Raw genomic sequence first — 22299 nt, 5'->3', positions numbered from 1 at the left:
ATTTAAACAGCTGCATGAGCTGCAATTTCTGCTAAAATCGTTTGAAGCTTTTGATCTTCTTCTTCAGTTAATCCTAATCGCGGATAACGAGAAGGTCCGCCAGCTTGGCCGTGTAATTCCATTGAACGTTTAACGATTTGTACATATTTCCCTGATCCTTCAAGAAACTCGCAAAGAGGTAAAATAGCATCGTTTATTTCCCACGCTTTTTCTAGTTCACCATTTTGAAAATGCTCATACATTTTCGTAACGAGACCTGGAACAATATTTCCAGCTACTGAAACCCATCCTGTTGCACCAACTAAATAAGATTCCATAACTAAATCTTCAGATCCGCAGAAGACTTGAAACGCACCTTCGCCTTGTCTTACTAAATCTCTCGCTTTTCGAATATCTCCGCTAGATTCTTTAATATGTGTAACATTTTCACACTCTTTACCAATGCGAAGCATAAGCTCTGTACTCATATCAACACCAGAAGTAAATGGGTTATTGTATAGCATAATTGGTATATTTACAGCGTTTGAGATTTCTTTAAAATGAAAATAGATTTCCTCTTCCTTCGGTTTACAATAGTAAGAGTTTATAATTAATGCACAATCCGCTCCATGCGCTTCTGCATGTTTCGTATATTCAATCGTTTCTTTCGTCGTTTCCGCTGCAGTTCCAACAATGACTGGAATACGGCCATCAACTTCTTTCAAAACAGTTTCTACCATGTTAAATCGTTCTTCTTTTGATAAACTAACAAATTCTCCCGTACTTCCATTAATAATAATTCCAGCTACTTTTTGCTCAATAAAGTAGTTTACGTTTTGTTTTACACCATTCCAATTAATCTCTTGATATTCATCCATCGGTGTTATTAATACTGGAAATGCACCTTTAATTGTTTGCATATTTATCTCTCCCTTTAACATTTTATTTTAATAAGAAACCTGCTGGAAACGGATCCGTAGGGTCTAATAGAAATGTCTGCATTCCTGTAATAAACCCTCTACTTTCAAAACGGAAAATGTATCCTAATTCTTCTTTCTTCACTTGTTCCACTATTATAAAGCTATTAAAAATACTTTCATTTTTAAAAGGTTTATCCGCTATATAATTATTTTTAAATAAAGCATGAACATAAGACACAATTGTAGAAACAAAACCTGGTGAACGTACGATAAAGTTATCTTCATGAAATGTGATCGACTTTATATGATTCTTTTCTTTTTGCGAAGAATCTACTAAAATAAGTCTTTTTATAAGTGACTGTTTTTGTATAGCTTCAAGTGTAGCTTCTCCCCATTTTTTTAATTCAGATATATTTTCAACAGAAATTTCAGGCGAATACGTATCCTTTTCTACAACTGCATAAACTTTATCTGCTTGTATGAGAGAGTAATTTATATTACCAATTTTCAAATCTTTCTCAACCATATAACAAAGTTTACTTTCAAACGAAACAGATACAACTTCATCATGCTCTACATAGGCGTGAACTGAAAAAATTCCAGACAACGTTTCAATTTTGTATTGATCAGACTCTCTCTTTTTTAAATAACCACTTTCTAATAACATTGTTATTACCGCTACTATACCGCCATAATGAAGAGGAATAGATCCTTCATGATCAAAAAACAATACTGCTGCATCCACTTCCTTATGAATAGAAGGAACGACAATACATCCATTTAAACCGATAAAACCACGTGGTTCATTTAATAAAAGCTGCATTTCTTCTGCTAATTCCCCAGAAAACTGTTCATTTAAATGTTCTAAACTGTAGTAGTATTTGCATGGTACATCTTTTATTACACGAAATGCTTCGCCAGCTACGTGCACATCTACTGCTGTATACATTTTTTGAATGTTCATTTTACATCCTCCGTTTCATGCTCCATCGGCGGAATTAGCAAAAAGCCTTCTTTAAGTGGATCCTTTTCATTGTAAAAAAATCTATGCATACCCATAAGCCAAGCTGATCCCGTAATTTTTGTTACTACAGCTTCAATATTTTCCACATATGTTGTATTCATAACACACCCTTTAAATAAAGAACCTACAATACTCTCATGAACAAATTCTTCATCGATGTCGATTTTTTTATGAGCGTATAATACAGCCAACTTCGCTGATGTTCCTGTACCGCATGGAGATCGATCAATCCCGCCTGGTGGTACAACAACTGTATTTTTCACATGTGCACTTTCATGAGTAGGATCTGTATAAAATTCAACATGTGTTAATCCACTTATAAACGAATACTCTGGATGAATGATTTCAAATCTCTCATTAATCGTATTTCTAATATGAATAGCCTTATCGATGATTGTAGAAGCATTTTCTGGTACTAACTCTAAACCTACTGATTTCGCATCAATAATGGCATAAAAATTCCCTCCATACGCAATATCAGCCTCTACGGTTCCAATTCCTTCAACGTCTACAGTAATGTTTTTCAGCAAAAAAGCTGGTATGTTACAAAAGGAGACTTCTTTCGCTTTCCCATCTTGAACAGAAATATCTACTTCAACTAAGCCAGCTGGTGTATCTAGCTTTAAAGAAGTAACCGGTTCAACTACTGGAATTAAACCTGATTCGACTAAAGCTGTACATACACCAATTGTATCGTGGCCACACATCGGTAAATATCCACCTGTCTCTATGTATATAACACCTATATCAGCTTCAGGGTGACACGGATCTGTTAACAATGCTCCTGACATTACATCATGACCACGCGGCTCATTCATCAACAATTTGCGAATCCAGTCATACTCCCTTTTCATATGTAACATCTTCTCTGCCATCGTTTCTCCAATTAACTTAGGAAGTCCGCTAATTAATGTCCTCGTTGGATTCCCGCCAGTATGTGTATCAATCGTCGTAAAGACTCTTTGTGACCTCATCCGTTTAACACCCTTTCTGTAAAACGACTCAAACGAAGTGGTTCAATAGGAATGATTGTTTCTTTTTCATTTAATAACTCTTCAATCACTTTCCCAGTAACTGCCGCAAGACTAATTCCATCACCTTCATGTCCTGCTGCAATAAAGTAGTTTGGGATATGTTCCACTCGTGAAATAATTGGCAAATGATCTTCTGTCCATGGGCGTAATCCAGCATATGAACGAATCACCATCATATCTGCCATTTTCGGATAAAAACGAATTGCTCTGTTCGCAATACATTTAATAACCTCGTTATTTATCTTCGTATGAAAGCCCACAAATTCTCTACTACTACCAATTAAAAAATTTTGGCTTTCTGTCGGTTCAAATACAAGTGCCACCCCATACTTTTCAGTTAAAGCATCCACTTTTCGTTTTCCGCCAAATTTAGAAATCAAATAACCAAATTCCATTACTTTACGGCAGCCAACGTGTTGTTGCCTTGAAGCTACAATAATATGTCCCTTTCTCGGTTCGATTGGGATATTCACATCTAACATCTGTCCAATTTTAGGAGCCCACACACCGGCCGCGTTTACCACTTGCTTCGCAGTAAACGTCCCATTTGTTGTTTCTACAATAAAGGAACCGTCTATATCTCTTTTCATTTCTTTTACTTCTGTATGATTAAAAGCTTTCGTACCAAATTTTTTTGACTCTGCGAGAAGTGAAAAAGCAAGAAGGTACGGATTTACAGTCGAATCCGTTGCACATTCTAAACCACCTAATAAATCATCTGCAAAAAATGGTGATTCCTCTCTTATGTCTTGTCTATCTAGCATACGAAACGGTAAACCAGCTTCTTTTTGCCGATTGACCCATTGCTGCGCCGCTTCCATCTCTTCGTCTGATTCACAAACGAGAATGCTTCCTGGTGCCCTATATTCAAATGAGTGCTCTAACTCTTCACTTAAATCCGTTACTAATTTTTGACTTACTAACGACATTTGACTATCAAACCCTGGGTCTTTATCAATAGCCAAAATATTCCCATCACACCGTGAAGACGTCCCGCTGACAAATTCCCCTTTTTCAATGATTGTTACGTCTCTTCCATATTTTGAAGTGTAATAAGCGATCGAACATCCAATAATACCACCGCCTATTATTAAAACGTCACAGTGTCTCACATAGCACTCCTCCTTTCTCCTAAATCTCTCACTTTCTTTTATGCAATTGGTGTGCCAACTCTACATATAGAACTATTTATATAAAATAAATTTATTTGTAAAAATATTTTAAATTTATCGTAAATAAGTGTATTATTTCTTTATCACTGTCTAAACTTTTATACATAACAGGAGGGCAATATGACATTTTCATTTCCAACAATAAAAGAGTTTATAAAAATTTTGTCAATCGATCTTAAAAATTCCGGTCCACACATCAAGCAAGTAGACGAAAAAATTTATTACATTCATTCACCTACTGAAAAATGGAATTGTGCAGTTGTATATGAAGATGATTCTTTCACTACTTTAATCGACGCATTTTCTCATGAACTAGCCGTTGTCATCATTAACGAAAACCAAGAACCTATATGCTGTATTACTACTAAGCAAATGATTCCTTTTCTTTATAAGTATTACAATGAACTACAAGCGTTTTATAACACTGTTATTGAAACGTCTGATTCTTCTGTTACAGTCATCGATGAGAAAGAATGCGTTCGGACATGGACAGATGGCGCCGAAAAGATTTTTTCAGTCCACCATAATGAAATTATCGGGCAACCGATTACTCGTTTTTTTGATTATAAAGATTTGGAAATTTTGCAATCATTACATAGCGGAAAAAGCATAATCGCGCAGTTTCATCAGCCTCGCCCTGATTTGTTCGTATTAATTAATTCAAACCCAGTTTATTGTAACGATGAAATTATCGGCGCAGTCGTCTCTGAAACTGATGTTACAAATCAAGTCGCTTTAAATGAAAAACTATTTACTATGTCACATGAAATGCACCGATTAGAACAAGAAGTAGCAAAATATAAAGATACATCCGATCCTTTTCTTGCAATGAATGGTAAAAGCCCTGTTATACAAAGAACGATACAATTAGCTAGAAAGGTTTGTTCCGTAAAATCGACTGTTTTAATTCTCGGCGAAAGTGGTGTTGGAAAAGAAGTATTTGCGAAAGCAATTCATGAAGCAAGCGAGACAGCAAAGTCACCTTTCATTTCGATCAACTGTGGTGCAATCCCTGAAGCATTATTTGAAAGTGAATTATTCGGTTACGAGCGTGGGGCGTTTTCTGGAGCAAATAGTAAAGGAAAGAAAGGTAAAATCGAGCTCGCACAAGGAGGCACTTTATTCCTTGATGAAATTGGAGAAATGCCACTTGATATGCAAGTGAAACTTTTGCGTGTACTACAAGAACGAAAGTATTACCGAGTTGGTGGAGAGAAAGAAATAAATATTGATTTCCGCATTATCGCTGCTACAAATCGTGATTTACAAGAAGAAATGAGAAAAGGAACTTTCCGAGAAGATTTATATTATCGCTTAAATGTAGTTAGTTTGCATATTCCGCCACTACGAGAAAGACGAGAAGATATTATTGAATTAACATACTCATTCTTAAACGATTTTTCAATTAACTATAACAGGCCGATTCGTGACTTACCTTCAATCATTATGCATGAACTACTTCATTACAATTGGCCTGGTAATATTCGCGAACTTCGTAACGTAGTTGAAAGACTCGTCGTATTCGCGACGGACGGTATTATTAAACAAGAATATTTACCATTTCACACAAATGATACTTTAGAAAACGAAACGTCTCATTCCCTTTTACTAAGCAACAATAACGCGATTCTTTCTTTACAAGAAGAGATGGATGAACATGAGAAAAAAGTCATTGAAAGAGCTTTACGAATTTTAAATGGGAATAAATTAGAATGTGCGAAACAACTTGGCGTAACGAGGGCCACTTTATATAACCGTTTAAAAAGACTTGGATTACACTAATCCTTTTCCTCCTCTATATTGGCATAGTTTTTGCATAATAATTTGTGCAAACCGAACTAGAGGAGGAATACATATGACGAATAAAGAGAACTTAATTGTTTGTCGTTGTGAAGAAGTTACATACGGACAACTTCAATCGACAATTGCTGAATATAACTGCTCGGCAAGAGAATTAAAACTAAGAACACGTGCTGGCATGGGATTTTGCGGTGGCCGCACGTGTAGAATGATGATAGATCGGATGATTGAAAATGCAAATCCTGATATAAATTCTAATGAAATCCCATTAAAATATCAGCCACCTGTGCGGGCAGTTACTTTCGGAGCGGTAGGTGAAAGTAAATGAGCAGAATTACACATCACCCTATTTTAGGTAGTTTAAATAGTAGTCAGCGCATCACGTTTCAATTTAATGGTCAACAATATGAAGCATATGAACATGAAACGATTGCGGCCGCTTTACTTGCAAACGGAATTCGAACGTTAAGAGTCCATGAAGATAGCGGGAGTCCGCGAGGCATTTATTGTAATATCGGGCATTGTTCTGAATGCCGCGTAACTGTAAACAATCAAACGAACGTACGAGCTTGCTTAACTGTAGTTGAAAACAATATGGTTGTGGAAAGCGGAAAACAGCACCCGAATATCGTGAGAGAGATGGTGAAAAAACGATGATTGATGTAATTATTATTGGCGCAGGACCAGCAGGATTATCAGCTTCCATCTCTTGTGCACGCTTTGGACTTAACGTACTTGTTATAGATGAATTTATGAAGCCAGGTGGGAGGTTGTTAGGACAGTTACATCAAGAGCCTAATGGAGAATGGTGGAACGGAATAGAAGAGTCAAAACGCCTTCACGAAGAAGCAAAATCCCTTTCAGTCGATATTCAGTGCGGTGTTTCCGTCTTTAATTTAGATAAAGATGAAAGTAATTGGTTCGTACATACAAATATCGGTACGTTAGAAGCACCGTTTGTACTAATTGCTACTGGTGCCGCTGAGTATTCTATTCCCCTTCCTGGCTGGACACTTCCAGGAGTTATGTCAATTGGAGCAGCTCAAGTTATGACAAATGTTCACCGAGTGCAAGTTGGGAAAAAAGGAATCATTATTGGTGCTAACATTTTGTCATTTGCGATTTTAAATGAACTGCAATTAGCTGGAATTCAAGTGGATCATATTGTACTTCCTGAAAAAAGTGAATTAAGCCAAAAAGCTGGTGAACCAGAAGAAGTTTTAAACTCTCTTTTAAATGCAGCTCATCTTGCTCCTTCTGCTTTTCTACGCATAGGTAGCCGCTTTATGAAATATGATTGGATTCGAAAAGCTGGGTTAACCTTCTACCCAAATAACGGGATGAAAATAAATGGGACACCACTTCATCTCCGTAAAGCCGCACTTGAAATTATTGGAACAGATCAAGTTGAAGGTGTTCGCGTTGCTAACATTGATTCTATAGGGAATATTATTAATGGATCAGAAAAAATATTAGAGGCAGACTTCGTTTGTATTGCAGGTGGTTTATACCCGCTTGCAGAGCTTGCTGCTGTAGCTGGTTGTCCTTTCCGTTACATCCCGGAATTAGGCGGACACGTCCCTCTTCATTCCGAAACAATGGAAACCCCTCTTTCGGGCTTATTTGTAGCTGGAAATATTACAGGAATTGAAAGCGGAAAAATCGCAATGGCGCAAGGAACAGTTGCTGGCTACTCAATTGTAAAACACGCTAATATAAAATCTAATTCGATTGAACAACACTTGCAACAAGCCATTCAAACTGTTCACTCCGTTCGTCAGAAAGCAGCGCTTCAATTTAATCCAATGATTGATGCTGGCAGACGAAAAATGAATGAACTTTGGCATGATTATTCTTCTACATATGCACATACTAAAAAGAGCTGTTGAGAGTACTCTCAACAGCTCTTTTCGCTACTCATCTGAGTTATTAAATTTCGCTAATGCGTAAATGCCTTCTTCATCGTCTAATTCAAGTTGTAATCTTGCCGCAAATGAATTGACGTTGTATTCTCGATTAAGTAATAAGCGCAATGCTTCAATTAAGTTTGCTTGAATTAATATTTGCTTACGACCATTTACCTCTACTTCTGCGGAGAAACCGTAGTCATCATCATACATCAGTTCAACTAAAACCGCTTCTGGACCAACTTGTCTTTTTTCAGCGATATATATACAAAGCGCATTTATTAATTCTTGTTCAGAAATTTTTATTGTTTCCATGCAACTTCATCTGCCTTTTTCTTACGTTGATTTTTGAAGTATTTAAATGCACGAACTGCTAACATTACGATACCAGCCATAACTAACATATTTACCATAAACGCTAATACAGAACCAAGAGCTCCCATATTTGCAAATAAGCTACCCATTAGTAAACCACCAAGACCACCTAGTAATAAACCTTTCATAAAGCTTCCTTTATTACTTTTTGGCGCTGTGTTTGTTGCTTTTGTTTTTGAATCTGTTGTCGTTTTTTGTGAATTTACATTAGAATCTTTTTTGTTTAAATCCACCTTAGACTTTTGACCAGAACTTGGTGTATATGATTTTTTACCAGATTTGTAACTTTTCGCTTCCGCGTGATTTACGAACATAAAGCTACTAGCCCCAAAGATAACCATGAATGCTGTCATTACTGCTACAAGTTTTTTCAACATATTATATCCATTCTCCTTTTATATAGATATATGTGAAATCTACCTTTCTAGTAAATTCAGAATGATAGATTTATTTTAAAATCATTTTAAAGGTTCTTATGAACTTATTATATGAACTTTTGTCGAAATATGCAAGTATTATTTACTTAAGACAATAATTCCATAACAAAGGAAAAATTAAGAAAAACGGAATTGACTTTAAATGAAACAAAACATATTATAAGTTCATAAGAACTTTTTATAATTTTGGAGGTGAAAAGATGGAAACATTTCATCTCACACGAAACGAAATGGCAACACTCCTTCTATCACTTAGAGGATGGAATCCGAAAAAGCCTCTTAGCATTTTGCAAGAAGCTTGGGCAAAGTCACATAAAAAAGATATTGAAAGCGGACAAAGCGTTACAGCTTTTATTACAACCGCACTTTCACCTATTTTTGAAAAAATAATTAAAATCGATGATACGGATGTCGGTTTTTCTTTAAATGAAATAGTTGCGCTTGGCAATCAGATTGAAAACACGAGTTTCTCTGTAACCGCTATGCAAAACTGGGTGAAGCGAGATATAAAAGAAATGATCGGCTCCCCTCAAAAAGGGAAGAAATACTCAATCGAACAAGCAGCCTTACTATTCATTGTCGAAGATTTAAAAACAGCACTGGATTTTGAATCAATTCGTAAGCTATTGCGCCTTATCGTAAATGACCCAGCTGATCGAAGTGATGATTTAATCAATCCTGTTCATTTATATGTAGCATACTCTTCTCTATTTGAAGAACTAAATCAAGGGAATTGCTTACAACTAAATGCAACAGATACAATTCATACGATTGAAAATATTGTAAAAGAAAAAGCTGATAAAATTGCAAGCAAGTTCGATCAAGTTAATAATGAACAACGCGAAGCAATTCGTAACGCTATTATTATCGCCACGCTTTCTGTACATACCGCTTATGTACAAATGCTAGCGAAACGTTACGTAACAGCAACGTTATTTTTACAAAATTTAGATGTGAAACCGTAAAAACAGGAGCAATTTTGCTCCTGTTTTTTGATAATGAAAACAAGCATCTACCTGCCATATATGTAAATAGCCGTTCTTTCCAATCCACATTCCCCCTCATCCATGTTTATTTTTAAACCCACTTAAATTGAATATGCATATTCTTTTTTTGGCAATTTTACTATCTCTTGAATGAAAGGTGATTGCTTTATAATATCTTCTAACTCATCTCTACTATAAACATAAATACCACCCACATATGAACTGTACGCCTTTTTTTCAGTGATTACGGCTAAGCTGCTATTTTCCTTATTAAAGTCACCCTCTGTTCCTTTTTCAAATGCTAAACTTTTAGATGTTGAAAAATATAGCTGGGTTAATGTTGCTATTTCTACGTCGTTTGATTTTGTAAAACACTTTAATTCATTGAAGATCATTCCATCATGTAACGGAAGAAAACCCTCTACTTCTAACTTCTCTCTTTTATAAAAGAAGTTTTGAAGCTCAGGAGTATAGAATGAAAGATTTTTCTCTTCTATCTTTTTAAAAATTTTTTGCAACAATAAGTCTTTACCTACCACAAATGGGTGGCCAAATCCATTATGGTATAACCCTTCTTTCATTTTCATTAGTTGTTCGATTAAAGGGATTCCCGGTTCTTCAATTACAAGTTTACCTTTAATGAAACGCATATAAGTAATCAATTCTTCTATCCGTAAACCTTCTAATTCAAGCGATGAGTAATATAAATCTCTATTCCAAAAATCTAATTGATCCATTCCTAATGAATTAAATAATAGTTCATCTATAATTGGAAAAACTCCATCTTCTGTTAAAGCTTTCGTTACATCATCTAATAATCTAGGAGCCTGATTTAAAATCGTGCGTATTTCTTCGTCCTCTTGAATGATTCGTACCGTCCACTCACCATGATCTTCACCCGATATTTGCTGAAAACAATGCGAATATGGGCCATGTCCAACATCGTGTAGGAGAGCTACAACAGATAATAATTTCCTCTCATATTCTGATAAATGAATGTCACCAATATCTGTAAGGTATTCTATCACTTTATTCACTAATACATATACACCTATTGAATGATCTTTCCTAGTATGTATTGCGTTTTCGTGTAAAAAGTATGTATGTCCTTGTTGTTTAATATACGCCAACCTTTGAAATGCTTTTGTATCTATCAATCGAAGGATTTCTCTATCACGAATAAAGATTGTTCCATAAATCGGATCATTAATTTGCATATATTCTCCTCCTATTTTTATAAATAAAAGCTCACATAATTATACTTAATTTTCAGTTTATTATCATTAATATATGAGAAATTCTTAATAATCTTTTCATTATCTCTTCATGAAAAATCAGCTTATATGCTTTACTATAATATTTAAGAGAGACATAAAAGAATTGAAATAGCAATCCCCTATGTAAATAAGGTATAATCTACACATGATAAACCTTTTACTTTATTAACAAAAAGGTTTATCTATTCAAAAATTCATAAACTAGAAGGTGCAACAATGTTAAGTAGTTTTATTCATTCAGTTTTAACATTTTTTGAAGGATTAGGTTATTGGGGCATTATGCTTGGACTAATGATTGAAATTATTCCAAGTGAAATTGTCCTTGCTTATGCGGGATACTTAGTATCAAATGGCAGTATCTCATTTGTAGGTGCCGTTATATTCGGTACAATTGGCGGTGTAATTGCCCAAGTCTTTATTTACTGGATTGGTCGATACGGTGGTCGCCCTGTATTAGAACGTTACGGAAAATATATTTTCATTCATAAAAAACAAATCGATGCTGCTGAAGATTGGTTTAATCGTTATGGAACAGGTGTAATTTTCACAGCACGCTTCATTCCAGTAGTACGTCATGCGATTTCAATTCCTGCTGGTATTACAAAAATGCCAATTTCACGTTTCATTACATTAACAGGACTTGCAATCATCCCTTGGTCTATCATTTTCATTTATTTAGGTGAAAAACTAGGCGAAAACTGGGAGAATATTAATGATATTGCTGGACCATATGTGAAATCGTTCGCAATTGGCGGCGTCATACTTATTCTTTTATACTTCGTCATAAAAAAATGGACAAAAAAGCGTAAAAATCTTGCGTAAAAATATAAATAAAAACCGCTATATATTCATTACGAATGTTAGCGGTTTTTATTATAGGCTTGATTATATATTAGAAATTGTATTATTTCTTCTTTATGCTTTAAATCATGCTGAATGAGTGATGAAAAGTAATTATTTAATTTCACTTTTTTAGTGTCAAATTGGTAGTCATTATAAAAATATTTGGTAGGAATTCGCTCAATTTCATCCACTAATTGTTTACGAGTAACACTAAATTGATTTAATAGTTCTTCTTTTGAAATACCAGATCTCGCATATTTAATTGCTCCCATATTCATTTCCTCAACATCTATTGGAACATTTGGTACAGATTGTCCACTTATAAAGTATGGAATTCTATCCTTTATTATAAACACATCCCAAACGATAAAATGTGAAATCACATCCGCAATTGCCCATGAACCTTTTTTTAATGCCTGAAACCATATATCATCAGGCACTCGCTGTAATGTTTGACACCACTCTATTAAATTTAATTTTTCTTCCAAAATATTCTCTTTCTTCATTATTCATTCCTTTCTCGTACTTATAATTCATTCATATTAATATCTTCTAGAAATTGTATAAAAAGCCTCCATAATTATGTGGATAAGCTACAATTCACTCATTCATTTCGTATATTATCTCAAAAAGGAGTGATTTTCCTATGCACTGGCAACAAAAAATACCATACTTAATTGGACGCCCTATCGGCATTTCCTTCATTAACGGGCAAGGAACTTCTGGTGTATTATGTTCAGCACATGATGGCCAATTATATGTATATGAATACCTGTACCAAGCACAATTCGCCATGAAACATTATGATTTTAGACAAATTCAAGATATACATGCATTTCCGAATTGTCCGCACCAAAATCCTCTATACTAAAAAACCGGAACGGCTAATAGCCATTCCGGTTTCTCTACTTTATTTCTCAGAATAAAACTTCTGCACCGCTTCATCAAAGTAAATCCAACCTTTCCAACCTAAATGAATTGTATCTTTTAAGAAATACTTATCATATTCATGGTTAGAGAAATCGACTACTGGGTATCCAGCTTTCTCGACTTGCTCGCGAACCTTATTATAATACACATCACGGCGTTCTTTCGGGAAACCAGCATAATCATACCAAGGTCCATTTACAGGAACAGAAATAAAGAGTGGTTCGACATTTTTTTCTTTGAAAAGATCTAAAACAATTTGTAAGTCATCATATTCTGGTGATTCATCATACGATTCATTTGCTCTAAAGTTTTTTAGACCTTTTAATTTTTTCTTGAAATTATGTTTATAGTAATACGGATTTTCAATTCCGAATGTATTTGTTGTAGATTCCGCTTTACCTTCTTGTTCCGCTTGTTTACGTGCATCTTCCCAAGAAAGTGAACGTAGTCCCGTATTTGTTTTCTCTTTCATCGGTTCGATCTTAAATAGGGAATTAAATAAATCTCTATGATCTAAAATATTCCGGTACATATATGCTAGCGGTTTAGCTAGCCCAGCTTTTATATTATGTTTTGTATCGTTATATACAATACTTTCTAGAGAACTACTTAATATCGCATCTTTACGAACAACTTTATAATCTAGCAAACGTTTCGCAATTTTTTTCTTCATTTCAGGATTTATTTCGTCATTAAAAATAAAATGATAGGCTTGTTGTTTGGAGAAATTATTTGTAAAATCCCCTTGTGATACACCGGTTTTTGTAAACCATTGTGGTGAAAGAACAAAGACTACCTTTTTACCTTCTAATTCATCCATCGTAGACGTCATATTTAAAATATGAGCTAAACTTTGCGTACCGCCAGTTCCTATTAAAAATGGAGTAAAACCTGCCGGATTTACTTTAAAATAATTAGACGGATGATATGCATCCATTCGTAAAAATTCTGATGAACCGTACATCGGTAAATACTGCGAATTCTCTAACATTTTTTGCTGTAAGAAAACACTTTGCAATTTTTCTTTTTGTAAGGAAGTTGCCGCATCTTCAACTTTCTTATCGCTAATAAGTGATACTAAACTTTTAGATGGAATAAGCACGACAATGAAAAAGAGTAGACATGCTATAATAATTGGACCAAAAGCATGTTTCATCTTCATCGTCTATTCCTCTTTCTCTCGCTATTAAATTGTAACCCTTGTTTTTGACACGTCATTTTTTTCTCCTTTTTCACTATACATGTTCCATTCTATTTATCTATTATATACATGTATGTATTTCTTTCCTTGTTCTATTAAATCCTATATAAATAGCGCAAGAAAATGTTTCCATAGAAACACGTTAATTATACAAGATTCTACATAAATTTCACACTGGAATTTTTGTAACAATTTTATTTATCAAAGATGAAAAAACATAATAAATGTCTATAATTCATTTGAATATAAAAGAAAAAAACAGACTATCACATTTGTGAAGTCTGTTTTTCTACCATTTTATTTTTGTACATCTGCCCACTTTAAACTTGTTGCTGGACCGAATTGATGTACGTATAAATCTTTCACATAAGGTTTTTGCAAGTAAGATAGACCACGCTGGAATACCGGTGCAATTACTGCATCATCAAGAAGTATTTTTTCAGCATCTTGCAGTGCTTTCCAACGTGCTTTTTCATCATTACCTAATTCTGTTTTAATCTTCTTAATTAACGCATCGTATTCTGGATTTGCATATCCTGTATTATTGACAGTACTTCCAGAAAGGAAGACTTCTAAGTATGTCATCGGATCTGGATAATCAGGTAACCAGCGTGATAATGACATTTCATATTCTTTCTTCTTCTCAAGTGCTAATTTTTGGGTATGTGGCTGTAATTTCACATTTACTTTTAGGCCTGGTAAATTTTTCTCAAGCTGCTCTTTAATGTACTCTCCTACTTTTTTAAAGTTTTCTAAGTCATAGTTTAATAGTTCTAATGTCACTTCATTTGTACCTGTCTCTTGTTTTGCTTTTCCCCAATATTCTTTCGCCAGTTTTACGTCCGTCTTATTAAACTCACCTGCTGTACTTCTAAAATCTTTCTTATCTGGGCCTTTTAAAAACCCTTTTGGTACGTAATAATTCGCTGCAACCGAACCATCATTTAAAAATGAAGTCGCGAGCCCTTTTTTATCAAACACTGTACTCAGCGCCAAACGTGCATTTTTATTTTGTAGAATCGGCACATTCTCATTGAATCGGAAGAAATACATAACTGGATCCGTATATTGTTTTAGTTCTTTATTATTTTTATATTTATCTACGAATTCTGTGGAAATGACAGCTCTATCTACCTTATCAGTTTCATATAAATTTACCGCAGTTGAAATTTCTTTTACAATTTGATAGTTGATTTCATCTAATTTCACTTCTTTTTTATCCCAATACTTATCATTTTTCTTCATTGTAAAACTAGCTTCATGCTTCCACTCTGATAATGTAAATGGCCCATTATATATCGTTTTATTTGCTTCTAATCCGTATTTATCACCTTGCTCTTTCGCATACTTTTCATTGATTGGATAGAACGATGGTAAAATGAGTAGTTTCGTAAAATACGGTACAGGATGTTCTAGCTCTACAACGAACGTTTTATCATCCTTTGCTTTTACTCCTAATTCATCTATTCCTAGCTGTTTCTTATTTATTTTCTCTGCATTTTTCACATCGTACGCAATATATGCATATTGAGAAGCTGTATCTGGGTTAATCAGTTGCTTCCAAGCATATACGTAATCATGAGCGGTTACTGGATCTCCGTTAGACCATTTTGCATCACGTAAGTGGAACGTATATGTCTTTCCATCTTTACTCACTTCATATTTTTGTGCCCCTGCTTGAATCACTTCATCATTTTTCGATAAACGGAATAGCCCTTCCATTACGTTATTTAAAACGTTAAACGATACCGCATCTGTTACTTTTCCTGAATTTAATGATGGGATTTCACCCGTTTCTAGTAGCTGTAATACTTTCTTCTCATCTTTCGGCGTTGTAGTTGTTTTTTCTTTTGCACAGCCAACTAAAAATGAAGAAACTAATAGAGTACTAACTAATGAGTAGCGAACTACTTTTTTCATTTCAAAACCCCCTCTATTTTTTAAGGTAAGTAACGACGAGCACCAGCGTATTCTTCTATATATCCTGGTGTATTTAGCGGTATAATTTCTACCGATCTTTCAGCTTTTGGAGAGTGAATCATATTTCCGTCACCAATATACATCCCAACGTGATGAACACTACCTTTTCCTTGATTATGTGCAAAGAATATTAAATCGCCCTTTTGAAGATTTTCTTTATCAACCGCAATTCCTGCTTTAGATTGCGGTCCAGAATCTCGCGGAATAGTTATTCCATGCGATTTATAAATCGTATGTGTAAATCCAGAACAATCAAATCCAAAACCACTTGTACCAGCCCATATATATGGTAATCCTAAAAACATTTTTCCTGTGTTGATTAAATCATCGGCCGTCGGAGCCGGAATATCATTTTGAGAACGATAAACAGTTCCATCATTTTTTCGTAGCCACGCCTTCTGACCATTTGGCAACAACACACGGTATGAAATTGTATCTTCACTAAGTAGCGGCAGACGCGTATTATAGCTAACTTCAAGTGATTTATATTTTTCAGAAGGATTAATATATAAAATCGCTGTCGGTTTCGTTACTAATACGAAAGGTTCATTTGTTTTATCAGCAAATTCCTGATTATATGTTAATTGTTTTTCAGGCATCCATCCCGGATAACCTTCTTCGTTTCGTGGTGTTGGCTGACCATGGACTAACACTTTCACCCAGCCACCTCTCTTATCAACAACCGTTACTTCTTGACCGAGTAGTGCTTGCGTTTCTAATTTATTCGCACTTGTTAACCATAACTTCTCATCAAGTGTCATTGATTTCGTCCACTTCCATAAATCAACTGGATTTGTTGCACTTGGTGCATCGATTGGTCGTAATGAATCAGGCGTGGTCCAAAGCGTTGCAGCAGATACATCTATAAACCCTTTACGATCCTTTTTTTCTTCAGCATTTACCGATGTAAACGATGAAAAAATAAATAAAGTTGTTAAAAATGCAGTTCCTACTTTTTTCATATATATCCTCCTTAAAAGATAGTTTACTAGTCACTTCTTCTAAGATTAAATATTCACTGTAGAATGGAGGTTTACCTTTGAACCAGAATACGTCATTCCCTCAGGCTCCTCCATTAACCACAGTGGTGCATCAAGATCAAAATAATGAATATTAGGATGAGCTGCCGCTAAATGTGCAACAGCGCTAACGGAAAGTGAAGATTCCATCATGCTACCAACCATACATTTTATCCCAGCTGCTTCTGCGATATCTGCAATACGCCATGCTTCACGTATGCCACCACATTTCATTAATTTAATATTGATTAAGTCTGTATACCTTCCTTGAACGAGTTTTAAGGCGTCACTTGCTGAAAAGATGCTTTCATCAGCCATAATTGGCGTTTGTACATTTTCTTTCACGTACTTTAATCCATCCCAGTCCTTCGCGTGTACCGGTTGTTCAATAAATTCTATCTTTAAATTACGCTTTTCCATCTCTTTAATAATAGAAACTGCCTCTTTTGGACTCCATCCTTGATTTGCATCTAATCGTAACGTCGTACTTTTGGGTACGCTATTTCGAATCGCCTCAATTCGTTCTAAGTCTAAATGAGCAGATTTACCAACTTTAATTTTTAAAGTTTGAAATCCTTTTTCTACATGTTGCTTTGCCTCTTTCGCCATAATGAAAGGTTCATCTACACTCACTGTAATATCTGTATAAATTTCTTTCTTCCCGCCTAATAATGCGTAAAGTGGAACGTTTTGATATTGACAATATACATCGTATAAAGCGATATCTACCGCTGCTTTCGCACTTGTATTTCCAATACAACTCATTTGAATATACTGTATCAATTGTTGAAATTGAATCATATCTTGACCAATTAAACATAAACGAATCGGCCCTAATATCGCTTCCTCAATCCCACTTGCAAAATCACCTGTAATAACTGGTGTTGCAGCCGCGGCACCCTTTCCAACAATGCCTTCGTCCGTATGAATATATACATCTATACTTTCAATTTCTGTTACAGTGCGAAGTGCTGTTTTAAAAGGAGTATGAAGCTTTACATGTCGGCGCTTCACTTTTATATCCGTAATTTTCATGTCGATCATCCTTTCGTTGTCCAATAAAAAATCCAGCCGTAAGAACATGCTTACGGCTGGATTTTGTCTATGATTGAGTAGACAAAGCAGCAATCTGATTATATTTTTTCTGTGCATCTTTTAGCGCTACAAGTAGCGCCTTTTGAGATGAACCGAAATAACGATTTTTAATTTCCATGAATAGCTCTAGGTCGTTAATATTTTTATGTAAGAATAAATATTTAACGAACTGCGATGTTAATGCAATTGTTGCGGAACAATCTGCATCAACAATTTTCCCTGTATCCTTTTCGATTACAAATGCTATAAAATAACTTTTAAACTTCTCTGTAATTGGATTATTTTGAGGAGATTTCGCATCCCCTACAATATAAATTGTATTTGAAGCGTACACAACTATCTTCCTTTCCTATACGAGGATAACGGTTTTCTTAATAGACGTATGAGTGGTAAACTCAGCATTGATTAAGAAATGTATCCGCTTGCACATATTATATAAAATTATCAGAATTTTAACAACATTTATTTTCACATATATTCCATAATTAAACATCCATACATTTAACTGGAAAAATCTCTAACTCTTCATCTAAAAATATGTCACTATCCCTTGTAACATGCTATTGAACGCCTTCTTTTTCCGCACTTTCTTCACAAATAAAAAAACAGTTAGCTACGGGCTAACTGTTTCATTATTTTACTTTGGTAATACGAAAATTGTTTCGTTTGATTTAGAAAATTGATATTCTTTTCTCGCAAACTTCAAAATTTCCTCTTCATTATCCGTTAAATTCTCGATATTAGTCTTTAAGGACGATTGATCCTTCTTTAATGAAACTAATTGTTTCTTTTGATTTGTAATCGTATCTTTTTTATTTATTATTATCTCATGCTGTTTCGTTAAAATATATTGGACGTACAAAGTAGCCGCAGCAATAAAAAGAACCATTAAAATAAGTCGTCTTAACTTCTTTTTGTTTATACTACGATTGTGACTAGGCTGTGATTGTTGCTCTGGTATATTAGGAACATTTACTCTTTTGAGTTTCCTCATTTCAAATCCCCCTAACCCATATTTTTCACTACCATCGGCACGTTTTCTTATTAAACTAAATTCTATTCTTAGAAAATAAGTTCCTTCACAAAAATATCTCATAAATTAACCAATTAAAGATAGCATTCGACGACATTTCCATATTTACATTAAAATTTTTTATGTATGCTGCAATAAAATAGTAGTTTATGTTATTCTTTTTCTACTATTGTAGAAGAGTTTTTCCACACAATAAAATAAATATAGATAAATGACAGGACATTACATGACTAATATGTAATGTCCTTTTCCTCACCAATCCAGCAACTATAAACTTCAACATAAGCACCCTTTTCAAGTTAAAAATCCATATAGATATATTTTAAAGAATCCATTTGCGACAATATATTATGTCTTCTAGTTTGAATATCCTCTTTTTTAACTTTAGTAATGGAAATAAGCCGATATTACACAACGTTGTATAATATCGGCTCTAATAATTTTATACGTTATAGAAGATTAACTTTTCATTACATTTACAGAATCTTTCTAATTAAAAATGATTGGAAAAGTAAATATAACGAAAGCTGCCCAAAGTCCATAGACCGGCAAATACTTAGTAACGGCATCTTGGATTGCCCAAGGTCCAGATTTGTTTTGTAGAAAACGCATATAGGAGAACATAATCCAAATTAGATTTGTCCAAATAAGTATGTTTACTCCTAAAACAGCAAGTCTATTAGGCGTAATCCCATAAGAAGAAAGTCTGAACACGATAGCTGACAAAGCTACACTGTCAATGATAAGCGCAAGAACAATTAAGGCAAAATTTATATAATCTGAAATGTTCTTTTGCTCGTTTGAATCGCTCTCGGTAATGGAAAATATGGTAACGGCCAATACACCAATGAGTATTCCGTTGAAGGCTATCAGGAAATTGCGGTCCAAGAATGGATTTTTTCCGACCCATATAACCGTTATAAGATAGATCAACAATGTGATCAGGACCAAAGGACTAAAAATTTTAGCTATATATGGTGTAATATTTTTAGCAAGTTTAAGATTCATTGATACCAAATATGTAGCCACAATAGCTAGAGCGGCAGCACCAAATAAAATGACATTACGAAAATAGAAGTCTTCTATATCCAAGTCAACAAAGCTAAATAACTGCATGGTTAATGCTGCTAGTATCATTCCGCTAACTGCCATGCTGGCGTAAAGAATGCAATATTCTAAATTAAATTTAATATAGGCTAATCTTTTACTTCCTTTTGAATATTCATTTCCTGTAAATGCAAGCCCTACCAATACCCATAAGAATATGGGAAGGTGTAAATAAGCAAGGATAGTACTGTCTTTATAATTTAATGGCAGCATATTAAGATAAAACCCAGAAATTAGGAACAACGCAACAATGGAATAAATAACACTTTTTTTCGGAGTATTATTGTAAACAAAATAGGCAGCAATAAAGGGAATTATACCAAAAGCCAGGTTAATTGGAGCAATTACTTCCTGTTCGACAAAATGGAAAATGATCCTGGTGCTTATCCCGGCCAGAATAGCTAAAATGCCCATGAATAAGAAACCTTTTTGAATCAAGGACGTTTTCCCTGTATTTTCCGTCTCCTTGAAATGTAATCTTTCATACCAAATACCCAGAACTTGAGAATCAGGATTTTGTTCCCATGCGTGTGAGAATGATTTTTTAAAAGCTTTCGGGTCTTTTCTATACATTCTCTCCAGTTCATGAGGGTTATCAATATTTTCAACAATCAAATTGTTAATTTCCATAGTTATACCTCCTCTAATAATTGTAATATTAAGTTTCCTCCAAGACATTTAACTGTCTTCATCACTTTTGTATTCTGAAATATCTCCAGGCTGACATTCTAAAACCTTACAAATTCCCTCTAAAGTGGATAATCGAATCGCTGTTTCCTTTCCATTTTTCAATATAGAAAGGTTCGTCATTGTTATTCCAACCTTCTACGAGTTGTTACTTTTCCCATAAAAAGAACCTCACTTGCTTATTCTGATTTTAATACATATTTTATCGTTTTACAATAAATTTTTATTAATTAAAACGTTTTTTTTATCGTTATTTTGTTTTAAGTGAAAACAAAAAGCATTCCTCATGTAAAGAAATGCTCTAACACTTTTTATAAATATCGACGTAAGCTACTTCCAGTTGTTATCTTAATTGCTCGTTTTCATTTTAAAATCAATAGTTTACATAATAATATTACATGATTCATTTTGACTAAACTTTATTGTTCGTTTTAAATATTAAAATTTTCTGTCAAAATAATAGTATTATGCTTATTTTAAGGGGGAGAGATCATGTTACAAGTAATGCCTTTAAACACTGAAGACTCTGATTTAATTAAAGCTGCTGAAAAAGTAATCAAAATAAACTATAAGTATGGTCGCCATCATATCGGTTCAGCTGTACGAACTAAAACGGGAAATGTTTATGCAGCAGTACATGTTGAAGCGAATGTTGGAAGAATAACGGTATGCGGTGAAGCTATGGCAATCGGAAAATCTATTTCAGAAGGTGATCATGAATTTGATACCATTGTAGCAGTTGCTCACCCACATCCTCATGAAGATATAGAAAAATGTTGGGTTGTTGCTCCATGTGGCATGTGTCGAGAATTAATAAGTGATTATGGAAAAAATACGAACGTTATCCTTTCTTATAATGGTGAACTTGTAAAATGTAACGTAATGGAATTATTACCTGAAAAGTATACAAGTGAGGTAGAATAATCATTCATCCTTTCAATTTATAAAATAATAGTATTCCAATAAAAAAACAATCCGTTTTAAAAATCGGATTGTTTTTTTATTTCTTTTTTATGCAGTTTATTTTATTTTTTTATTTTTAGTTCCGGTAGAAATACATTAATAAAAATGAAATTCAAATATATTCATGTATCTCCCAATATATTTTATCAATTGAAAACAAAAATGCATTTTACCCTTACATCTGAAAAAACATGTATAAAGCTCTCTAAAGTTAGCAACCTTATCATACCAATCTATAACAATTCTGTCTTCTACCCTTACCTGTTTCCTTTAACACATACGACTTCAAAACAAGTGCCGTTAATGAATCTGTTAATGTTTTATATGATAAATTAGAAAGCGCCAATAGATCGTTTGTATATAACATTCTATGCTTCTCTAACAATAATAGTACTAATCGTTCAGACGGTTTTAATCCCTCGTCACTTTCTAGTATAAAGTCTATATTTTTCATTTCTCTAATCCTTACTCCTTATATAAAAAAATACGTTAAATGATTATTTAATATAAAAATAATACATAACAAAATT

Annotated in this window: 25 protein-coding genes; 8 read left to right on the top strand and 17 right to left on the bottom strand. The window is 34.1% G+C overall.

Annotated features, from left to right (window positions below; translation table 11 throughout):
• Nucleotides 1–2: 2 nt before the first annotated feature.
• From dapA to COC96_RS06500, 4 genes are read right to left on the bottom strand one after another with little or no spacing between them, the layout of a single operon-like run.
• Nucleotides 3–899 carry a 4-hydroxy-tetrahydrodipicolinate synthase gene (gene dapA / locus COC96_RS06515; RefSeq protein ID WP_098266471.1) on the bottom strand — a complete coding sequence of 299 codons (897 nt, stop codon included), beginning with the start codon at nt 897–899 and terminating at the stop codon, nt 3–5.
• Nucleotides 900–921: 22 nt separating this feature from the next.
• Nucleotides 922–1863 carry a proline racemase family protein gene (locus tag COC96_RS06510; protein WP_098266470.1) on the bottom strand — a complete coding sequence of 314 codons (942 nt, stop codon included), beginning with the start codon at nt 1861–1863 and terminating at the stop codon, nt 922–924.
• The gene (locus tag COC96_RS06505) at nt 1860–2897 is read right to left on the bottom strand and encodes a proline racemase family protein (protein ID WP_097903708.1); all 1038 of its coding nucleotides are present in this window, start codon (nt 2895–2897) and stop codon (nt 1860–1862) included. Before COC96_RS06505 ends, COC96_RS06510 begins: the two co-directional genes overlap by 4 nt.
• Nucleotides 2894–4069, bottom strand: coding sequence for an NAD(P)/FAD-dependent oxidoreductase (locus tag COC96_RS06500; protein WP_098266468.1), 1176 nt, complete (start codon nt 4067–4069; stop codon nt 2894–2896). The genes COC96_RS06505 and COC96_RS06500 overlap by 4 nt, the downstream gene beginning before the upstream one ends.
• A 180-nt stretch (nt 4070–4249) precedes the next feature.
• Between COC96_RS06500 and COC96_RS06495 the strand changes: the two genes are divergently transcribed.
• The 4 genes from COC96_RS06495 (at nt 4250) to COC96_RS06480 (ending at nt 7818) form a co-directional block, all read left to right on the top strand.
• The gene (locus COC96_RS06495; RefSeq protein WP_098266467.1) at nt 4250–5911 is read left to right on the top strand and encodes a sigma-54 interaction domain-containing protein; all 1662 of its coding nucleotides are present in this window, start codon (nt 4250–4252) and stop codon (nt 5909–5911) included.
• Nucleotides 5912–5984: 73 nt separating this feature from the next.
• Nucleotides 5985–6257 (top strand): (2Fe-2S)-binding protein, encoded by a 273-nt coding sequence (locus COC96_RS06490; protein WP_000182288.1) that lies wholly within the window; start codon nt 5985–5987, stop codon nt 6255–6257.
• Complete coding sequence (locus COC96_RS06485) at nt 6254–6586, top strand: (2Fe-2S)-binding protein (RefSeq protein WP_098266465.1); 333 nt, start codon at nt 6254–6256, stop codon at nt 6584–6586. Before COC96_RS06490 ends, COC96_RS06485 begins: the two co-directional genes overlap by 4 nt.
• Nucleotides 6583–7818 carry an NAD(P)/FAD-dependent oxidoreductase gene (locus COC96_RS06480; protein ID WP_098768521.1) on the top strand — a complete coding sequence of 412 codons (1236 nt, stop codon included), beginning with the start codon at nt 6583–6585 and terminating at the stop codon, nt 7816–7818. Before COC96_RS06485 ends, COC96_RS06480 begins: the two co-directional genes overlap by 4 nt.
• 24 nt (nt 7819–7842) lie before the next feature.
• Here the strand turns inward: COC96_RS06480 and COC96_RS06475 are convergent, their stop codons facing one another.
• Entirely contained in the window at nt 7843–8151 is a 309-nt protein-coding gene (locus COC96_RS06475) for a YxcD family protein (RefSeq protein ID WP_098266463.1), read from the bottom strand.
• A complete protein-coding gene (locus COC96_RS06470; RefSeq protein WP_088229225.1) occupies nt 8139–8588 on the bottom strand; it encodes a hypothetical protein in 450 nt (149 codons plus the stop codon). The genes COC96_RS06475 and COC96_RS06470 overlap by 13 nt, the downstream gene beginning before the upstream one ends.
• 260 nt (nt 8589–8848) lie before the next feature.
• On the opposite strand from COC96_RS06470, the gene COC96_RS06465 reads away from it, so the two are divergent.
• Nucleotides 8849–9613, top strand: coding sequence for a DUF1836 domain-containing protein (locus COC96_RS06465; RefSeq protein ID WP_098266462.1), 765 nt, complete (start codon nt 8849–8851; stop codon nt 9611–9613).
• Nucleotides 9614–9735: 122 nt separating this feature from the next.
• On the opposite strand, the gene COC96_RS06460 is transcribed toward COC96_RS06465, so the two are convergent.
• On the bottom strand, nt 9736–10851 hold the full coding sequence (locus tag COC96_RS06460; RefSeq protein ID WP_098768520.1) for an HD domain-containing protein: 1116 nt from the start codon (nt 10849–10851) through the stop codon (nt 9736–9738).
• Between the two features lie 276 nt (nt 10852–11127).
• Between COC96_RS06460 and COC96_RS06455 the strand changes: the two genes are divergently transcribed.
• The gene (locus tag COC96_RS06455) at nt 11128–11733 is read left to right on the top strand and encodes a DedA family protein (RefSeq protein ID WP_088229223.1); all 606 of its coding nucleotides are present in this window, start codon (nt 11128–11130) and stop codon (nt 11731–11733) included.
• Between the two features lie 38 nt (nt 11734–11771).
• Here the strand turns inward: COC96_RS06455 and COC96_RS06450 are convergent, their stop codons facing one another.
• A complete protein-coding gene (locus COC96_RS06450) occupies nt 11772–12260 on the bottom strand; it encodes a hypothetical protein (RefSeq protein WP_098266459.1) in 489 nt (162 codons plus the stop codon).
• Nucleotides 12261–12400: 140 nt separating this feature from the next.
• On the opposite strand from COC96_RS06450, the gene COC96_RS06445 reads away from it, so the two are divergent.
• Nucleotides 12401–12625: a hypothetical protein gene (locus COC96_RS06445; RefSeq protein ID WP_088229221.1), complete on the top strand. Its 225-nt coding sequence runs from the start codon at nt 12401–12403 to the stop codon at nt 12623–12625.
• 39 nt (nt 12626–12664) lie between these two features.
• On the opposite strand, the gene dltD is transcribed toward COC96_RS06445, so the two are convergent.
• The 8 genes from dltD to COC96_RS06405 form a co-directional block, all read right to left on the bottom strand.
• The gene (gene dltD, locus COC96_RS06440; protein WP_098266458.1) at nt 12665–13846 is read right to left on the bottom strand and encodes a D-alanyl-lipoteichoic acid biosynthesis protein DltD; all 1182 of its coding nucleotides are present in this window, start codon (nt 13844–13846) and stop codon (nt 12665–12667) included.
• A 336-nt stretch (nt 13847–14182) separates the two neighbouring features.
• Complete coding sequence (locus COC96_RS06435) at nt 14183–15805, bottom strand: peptide ABC transporter substrate-binding protein (RefSeq protein ID WP_098768519.1); 1623 nt, start codon at nt 15803–15805, stop codon at nt 14183–14185.
• Between the two features lie 20 nt (nt 15806–15825).
• Nucleotides 15826–16827, bottom strand: a complete 1002-nt coding sequence (locus COC96_RS06430) for a C40 family peptidase (protein WP_098768518.1) — start codon at nt 16825–16827, stop codon at nt 15826–15828.
• Between the two features lie 45 nt (nt 16828–16872).
• The gene (locus COC96_RS06425; RefSeq protein WP_098266455.1) at nt 16873–17919 is read right to left on the bottom strand and encodes a dipeptide epimerase; all 1047 of its coding nucleotides are present in this window, start codon (nt 17917–17919) and stop codon (nt 16873–16875) included.
• Between the two features lie 67 nt (nt 17920–17986).
• A complete protein-coding gene (locus tag COC96_RS06420; protein ID WP_098266454.1) occupies nt 17987–18313 on the bottom strand; it encodes a DUF3870 domain-containing protein in 327 nt (108 codons plus the stop codon).
• Nucleotides 18314–18616: 303 nt separating this feature from the next.
• Nucleotides 18617–18973 (bottom strand): FtsB family cell division protein, encoded by a 357-nt coding sequence (locus tag COC96_RS06415; RefSeq protein ID WP_097903725.1) that lies wholly within the window; start codon nt 18971–18973, stop codon nt 18617–18619.
• A 528-nt stretch (nt 18974–19501) separates the two neighbouring features.
• Nucleotides 19502–20749 (bottom strand): DUF4153 domain-containing protein, encoded by a 1248-nt coding sequence (locus tag COC96_RS06410; protein WP_098768517.1) that lies wholly within the window; start codon nt 20747–20749, stop codon nt 19502–19504.
• Between the two features lie 48 nt (nt 20750–20797).
• Nucleotides 20798–20929 (bottom strand): helix-turn-helix domain-containing protein, encoded by a 132-nt coding sequence (locus COC96_RS06405; protein WP_098266452.1) that lies wholly within the window; start codon nt 20927–20929, stop codon nt 20798–20800.
• 369 nt (nt 20930–21298) lie between these two features.
• Between COC96_RS06405 and COC96_RS06400 the strand changes: the two genes are divergently transcribed.
• On the top strand, nt 21299–21730 hold the full coding sequence (locus COC96_RS06400) for a cytidine deaminase (protein WP_098266451.1): 432 nt from the start codon (nt 21299–21301) through the stop codon (nt 21728–21730).
• Between the two features lie 262 nt (nt 21731–21992).
• On the opposite strand, the gene COC96_RS06395 is transcribed toward COC96_RS06400, so the two are convergent.
• The gene (locus COC96_RS06395) at nt 21993–22223 is read right to left on the bottom strand and encodes a hypothetical protein (RefSeq protein WP_097903728.1); all 231 of its coding nucleotides are present in this window, start codon (nt 22221–22223) and stop codon (nt 21993–21995) included.
• Nucleotides 22224–22299: the final 76 nt, after the last annotated feature.

It is taken from the genome of Bacillus cereus (assembly GCF_002577405.1).
In the GTDB taxonomy this organism is placed as follows: Bacteria; Bacillota; Bacilli; order Bacillales; family Bacillaceae_G; genus Bacillus_A; species Bacillus_A cereus_AU.
Note: the sequence above shows the minus strand (reverse complement) of the source record. Positions and strands in the feature narration are given on the sequence as shown.

Bases quoted from the DNA above. Each gene is read 5' to 3' on its own strand.
- COC96_RS06505 (WP_097903708.1), bottom strand. From the start codon at position 2,897: ATGAGGTCACAAAGAGTCTTTACGACGATTGATACACATACTGGCGGG.
- COC96_RS06450 (WP_098266459.1), bottom strand. From the start codon at position 12,260: ATGAAGAAAGAGAATATTTTGGAAGAAAAATTAAATTTAATAGAGTGG.
- COC96_RS06430 (WP_098768518.1), bottom strand. From the start codon at position 16,827: ATGAAAAAAGTAGGAACTGCATTTTTAACAACTTTATTTATTTTTTCA.
- COC96_RS06480 (WP_098768521.1), top strand. From the start codon at position 6,583: ATGATTGATGTAATTATTATTGGCGCAGGACCAGCAGGATTATCAGCT.
- COC96_RS06405 (WP_098266452.1), bottom strand. From the start codon at position 20,929: ATGACGAACCTTTCTATATTGAAAAATGGAAAGGAAACAGCGATTCGA.
- COC96_RS06410 (WP_098768517.1), bottom strand. From the start codon at position 20,749: ATGGAAATTAACAATTTGATTGTTGAAAATATTGATAACCCTCATGAA.
- COC96_RS06395 (WP_097903728.1), bottom strand. From the start codon at position 22,223: ATGAAAAATATAGACTTTATACTAGAAAGTGACGAGGGATTAAAACCG.
- COC96_RS06495 (WP_098266467.1), top strand. From the start codon at position 4,250: ATGACATTTTCATTTCCAACAATAAAAGAGTTTATAAAAATTTTGTCA.
- dltD (WP_098266458.1), bottom strand. From the start codon at position 13,846: ATGAAGATGAAACATGCTTTTGGTCCAATTATTATAGCATGTCTACTC.
- COC96_RS06415 (WP_097903725.1), bottom strand. From the start codon at position 18,973: ATGAGGAAACTCAAAAGAGTAAATGTTCCTAATATACCAGAGCAACAA.
- COC96_RS06470 (WP_088229225.1), bottom strand. From the start codon at position 8,588: ATGTTGAAAAAACTTGTAGCAGTAATGACAGCATTCATGGTTATCTTT.
- COC96_RS06455 (WP_088229223.1), top strand. From the start codon at position 11,128: ATGTTAAGTAGTTTTATTCATTCAGTTTTAACATTTTTTGAAGGATTA.
- COC96_RS06465 (WP_098266462.1), top strand. From the start codon at position 8,849: ATGGAAACATTTCATCTCACACGAAACGAAATGGCAACACTCCTTCTA.
- COC96_RS06490 (WP_000182288.1), top strand. From the start codon at position 5,985: ATGACGAATAAAGAGAACTTAATTGTTTGTCGTTGTGAAGAAGTTACA.
- COC96_RS06510 (WP_098266470.1), bottom strand. From the start codon at position 1,863: ATGAACATTCAAAAAATGTATACAGCAGTAGATGTGCACGTAGCTGGC.
- dapA (WP_098266471.1), bottom strand. From the start codon at position 899: ATGCAAACAATTAAAGGTGCATTTCCAGTATTAATAACACCGATGGAT.
- COC96_RS06445 (WP_088229221.1), top strand. From the start codon at position 12,401: ATGCACTGGCAACAAAAAATACCATACTTAATTGGACGCCCTATCGGC.
- COC96_RS06400 (WP_098266451.1), top strand. From the start codon at position 21,299: ATGTTACAAGTAATGCCTTTAAACACTGAAGACTCTGATTTAATTAAA.
- COC96_RS06460 (WP_098768520.1), bottom strand. From the start codon at position 10,851: ATGCAAATTAATGATCCGATTTATGGAACAATCTTTATTCGTGATAGA.
- COC96_RS06425 (WP_098266455.1), bottom strand. From the start codon at position 17,919: ATGAAAATTACGGATATAAAAGTGAAGCGCCGACATGTAAAGCTTCAT.
- COC96_RS06435 (WP_098768519.1), bottom strand. From the start codon at position 15,805: ATGAAAAAAGTAGTTCGCTACTCATTAGTTAGTACTCTATTAGTTTCT.
- COC96_RS06485 (WP_098266465.1), top strand. From the start codon at position 6,254: ATGAGCAGAATTACACATCACCCTATTTTAGGTAGTTTAAATAGTAGT.
- COC96_RS06475 (WP_098266463.1), bottom strand. From the start codon at position 8,151: ATGGAAACAATAAAAATTTCTGAACAAGAATTAATAAATGCGCTTTGT.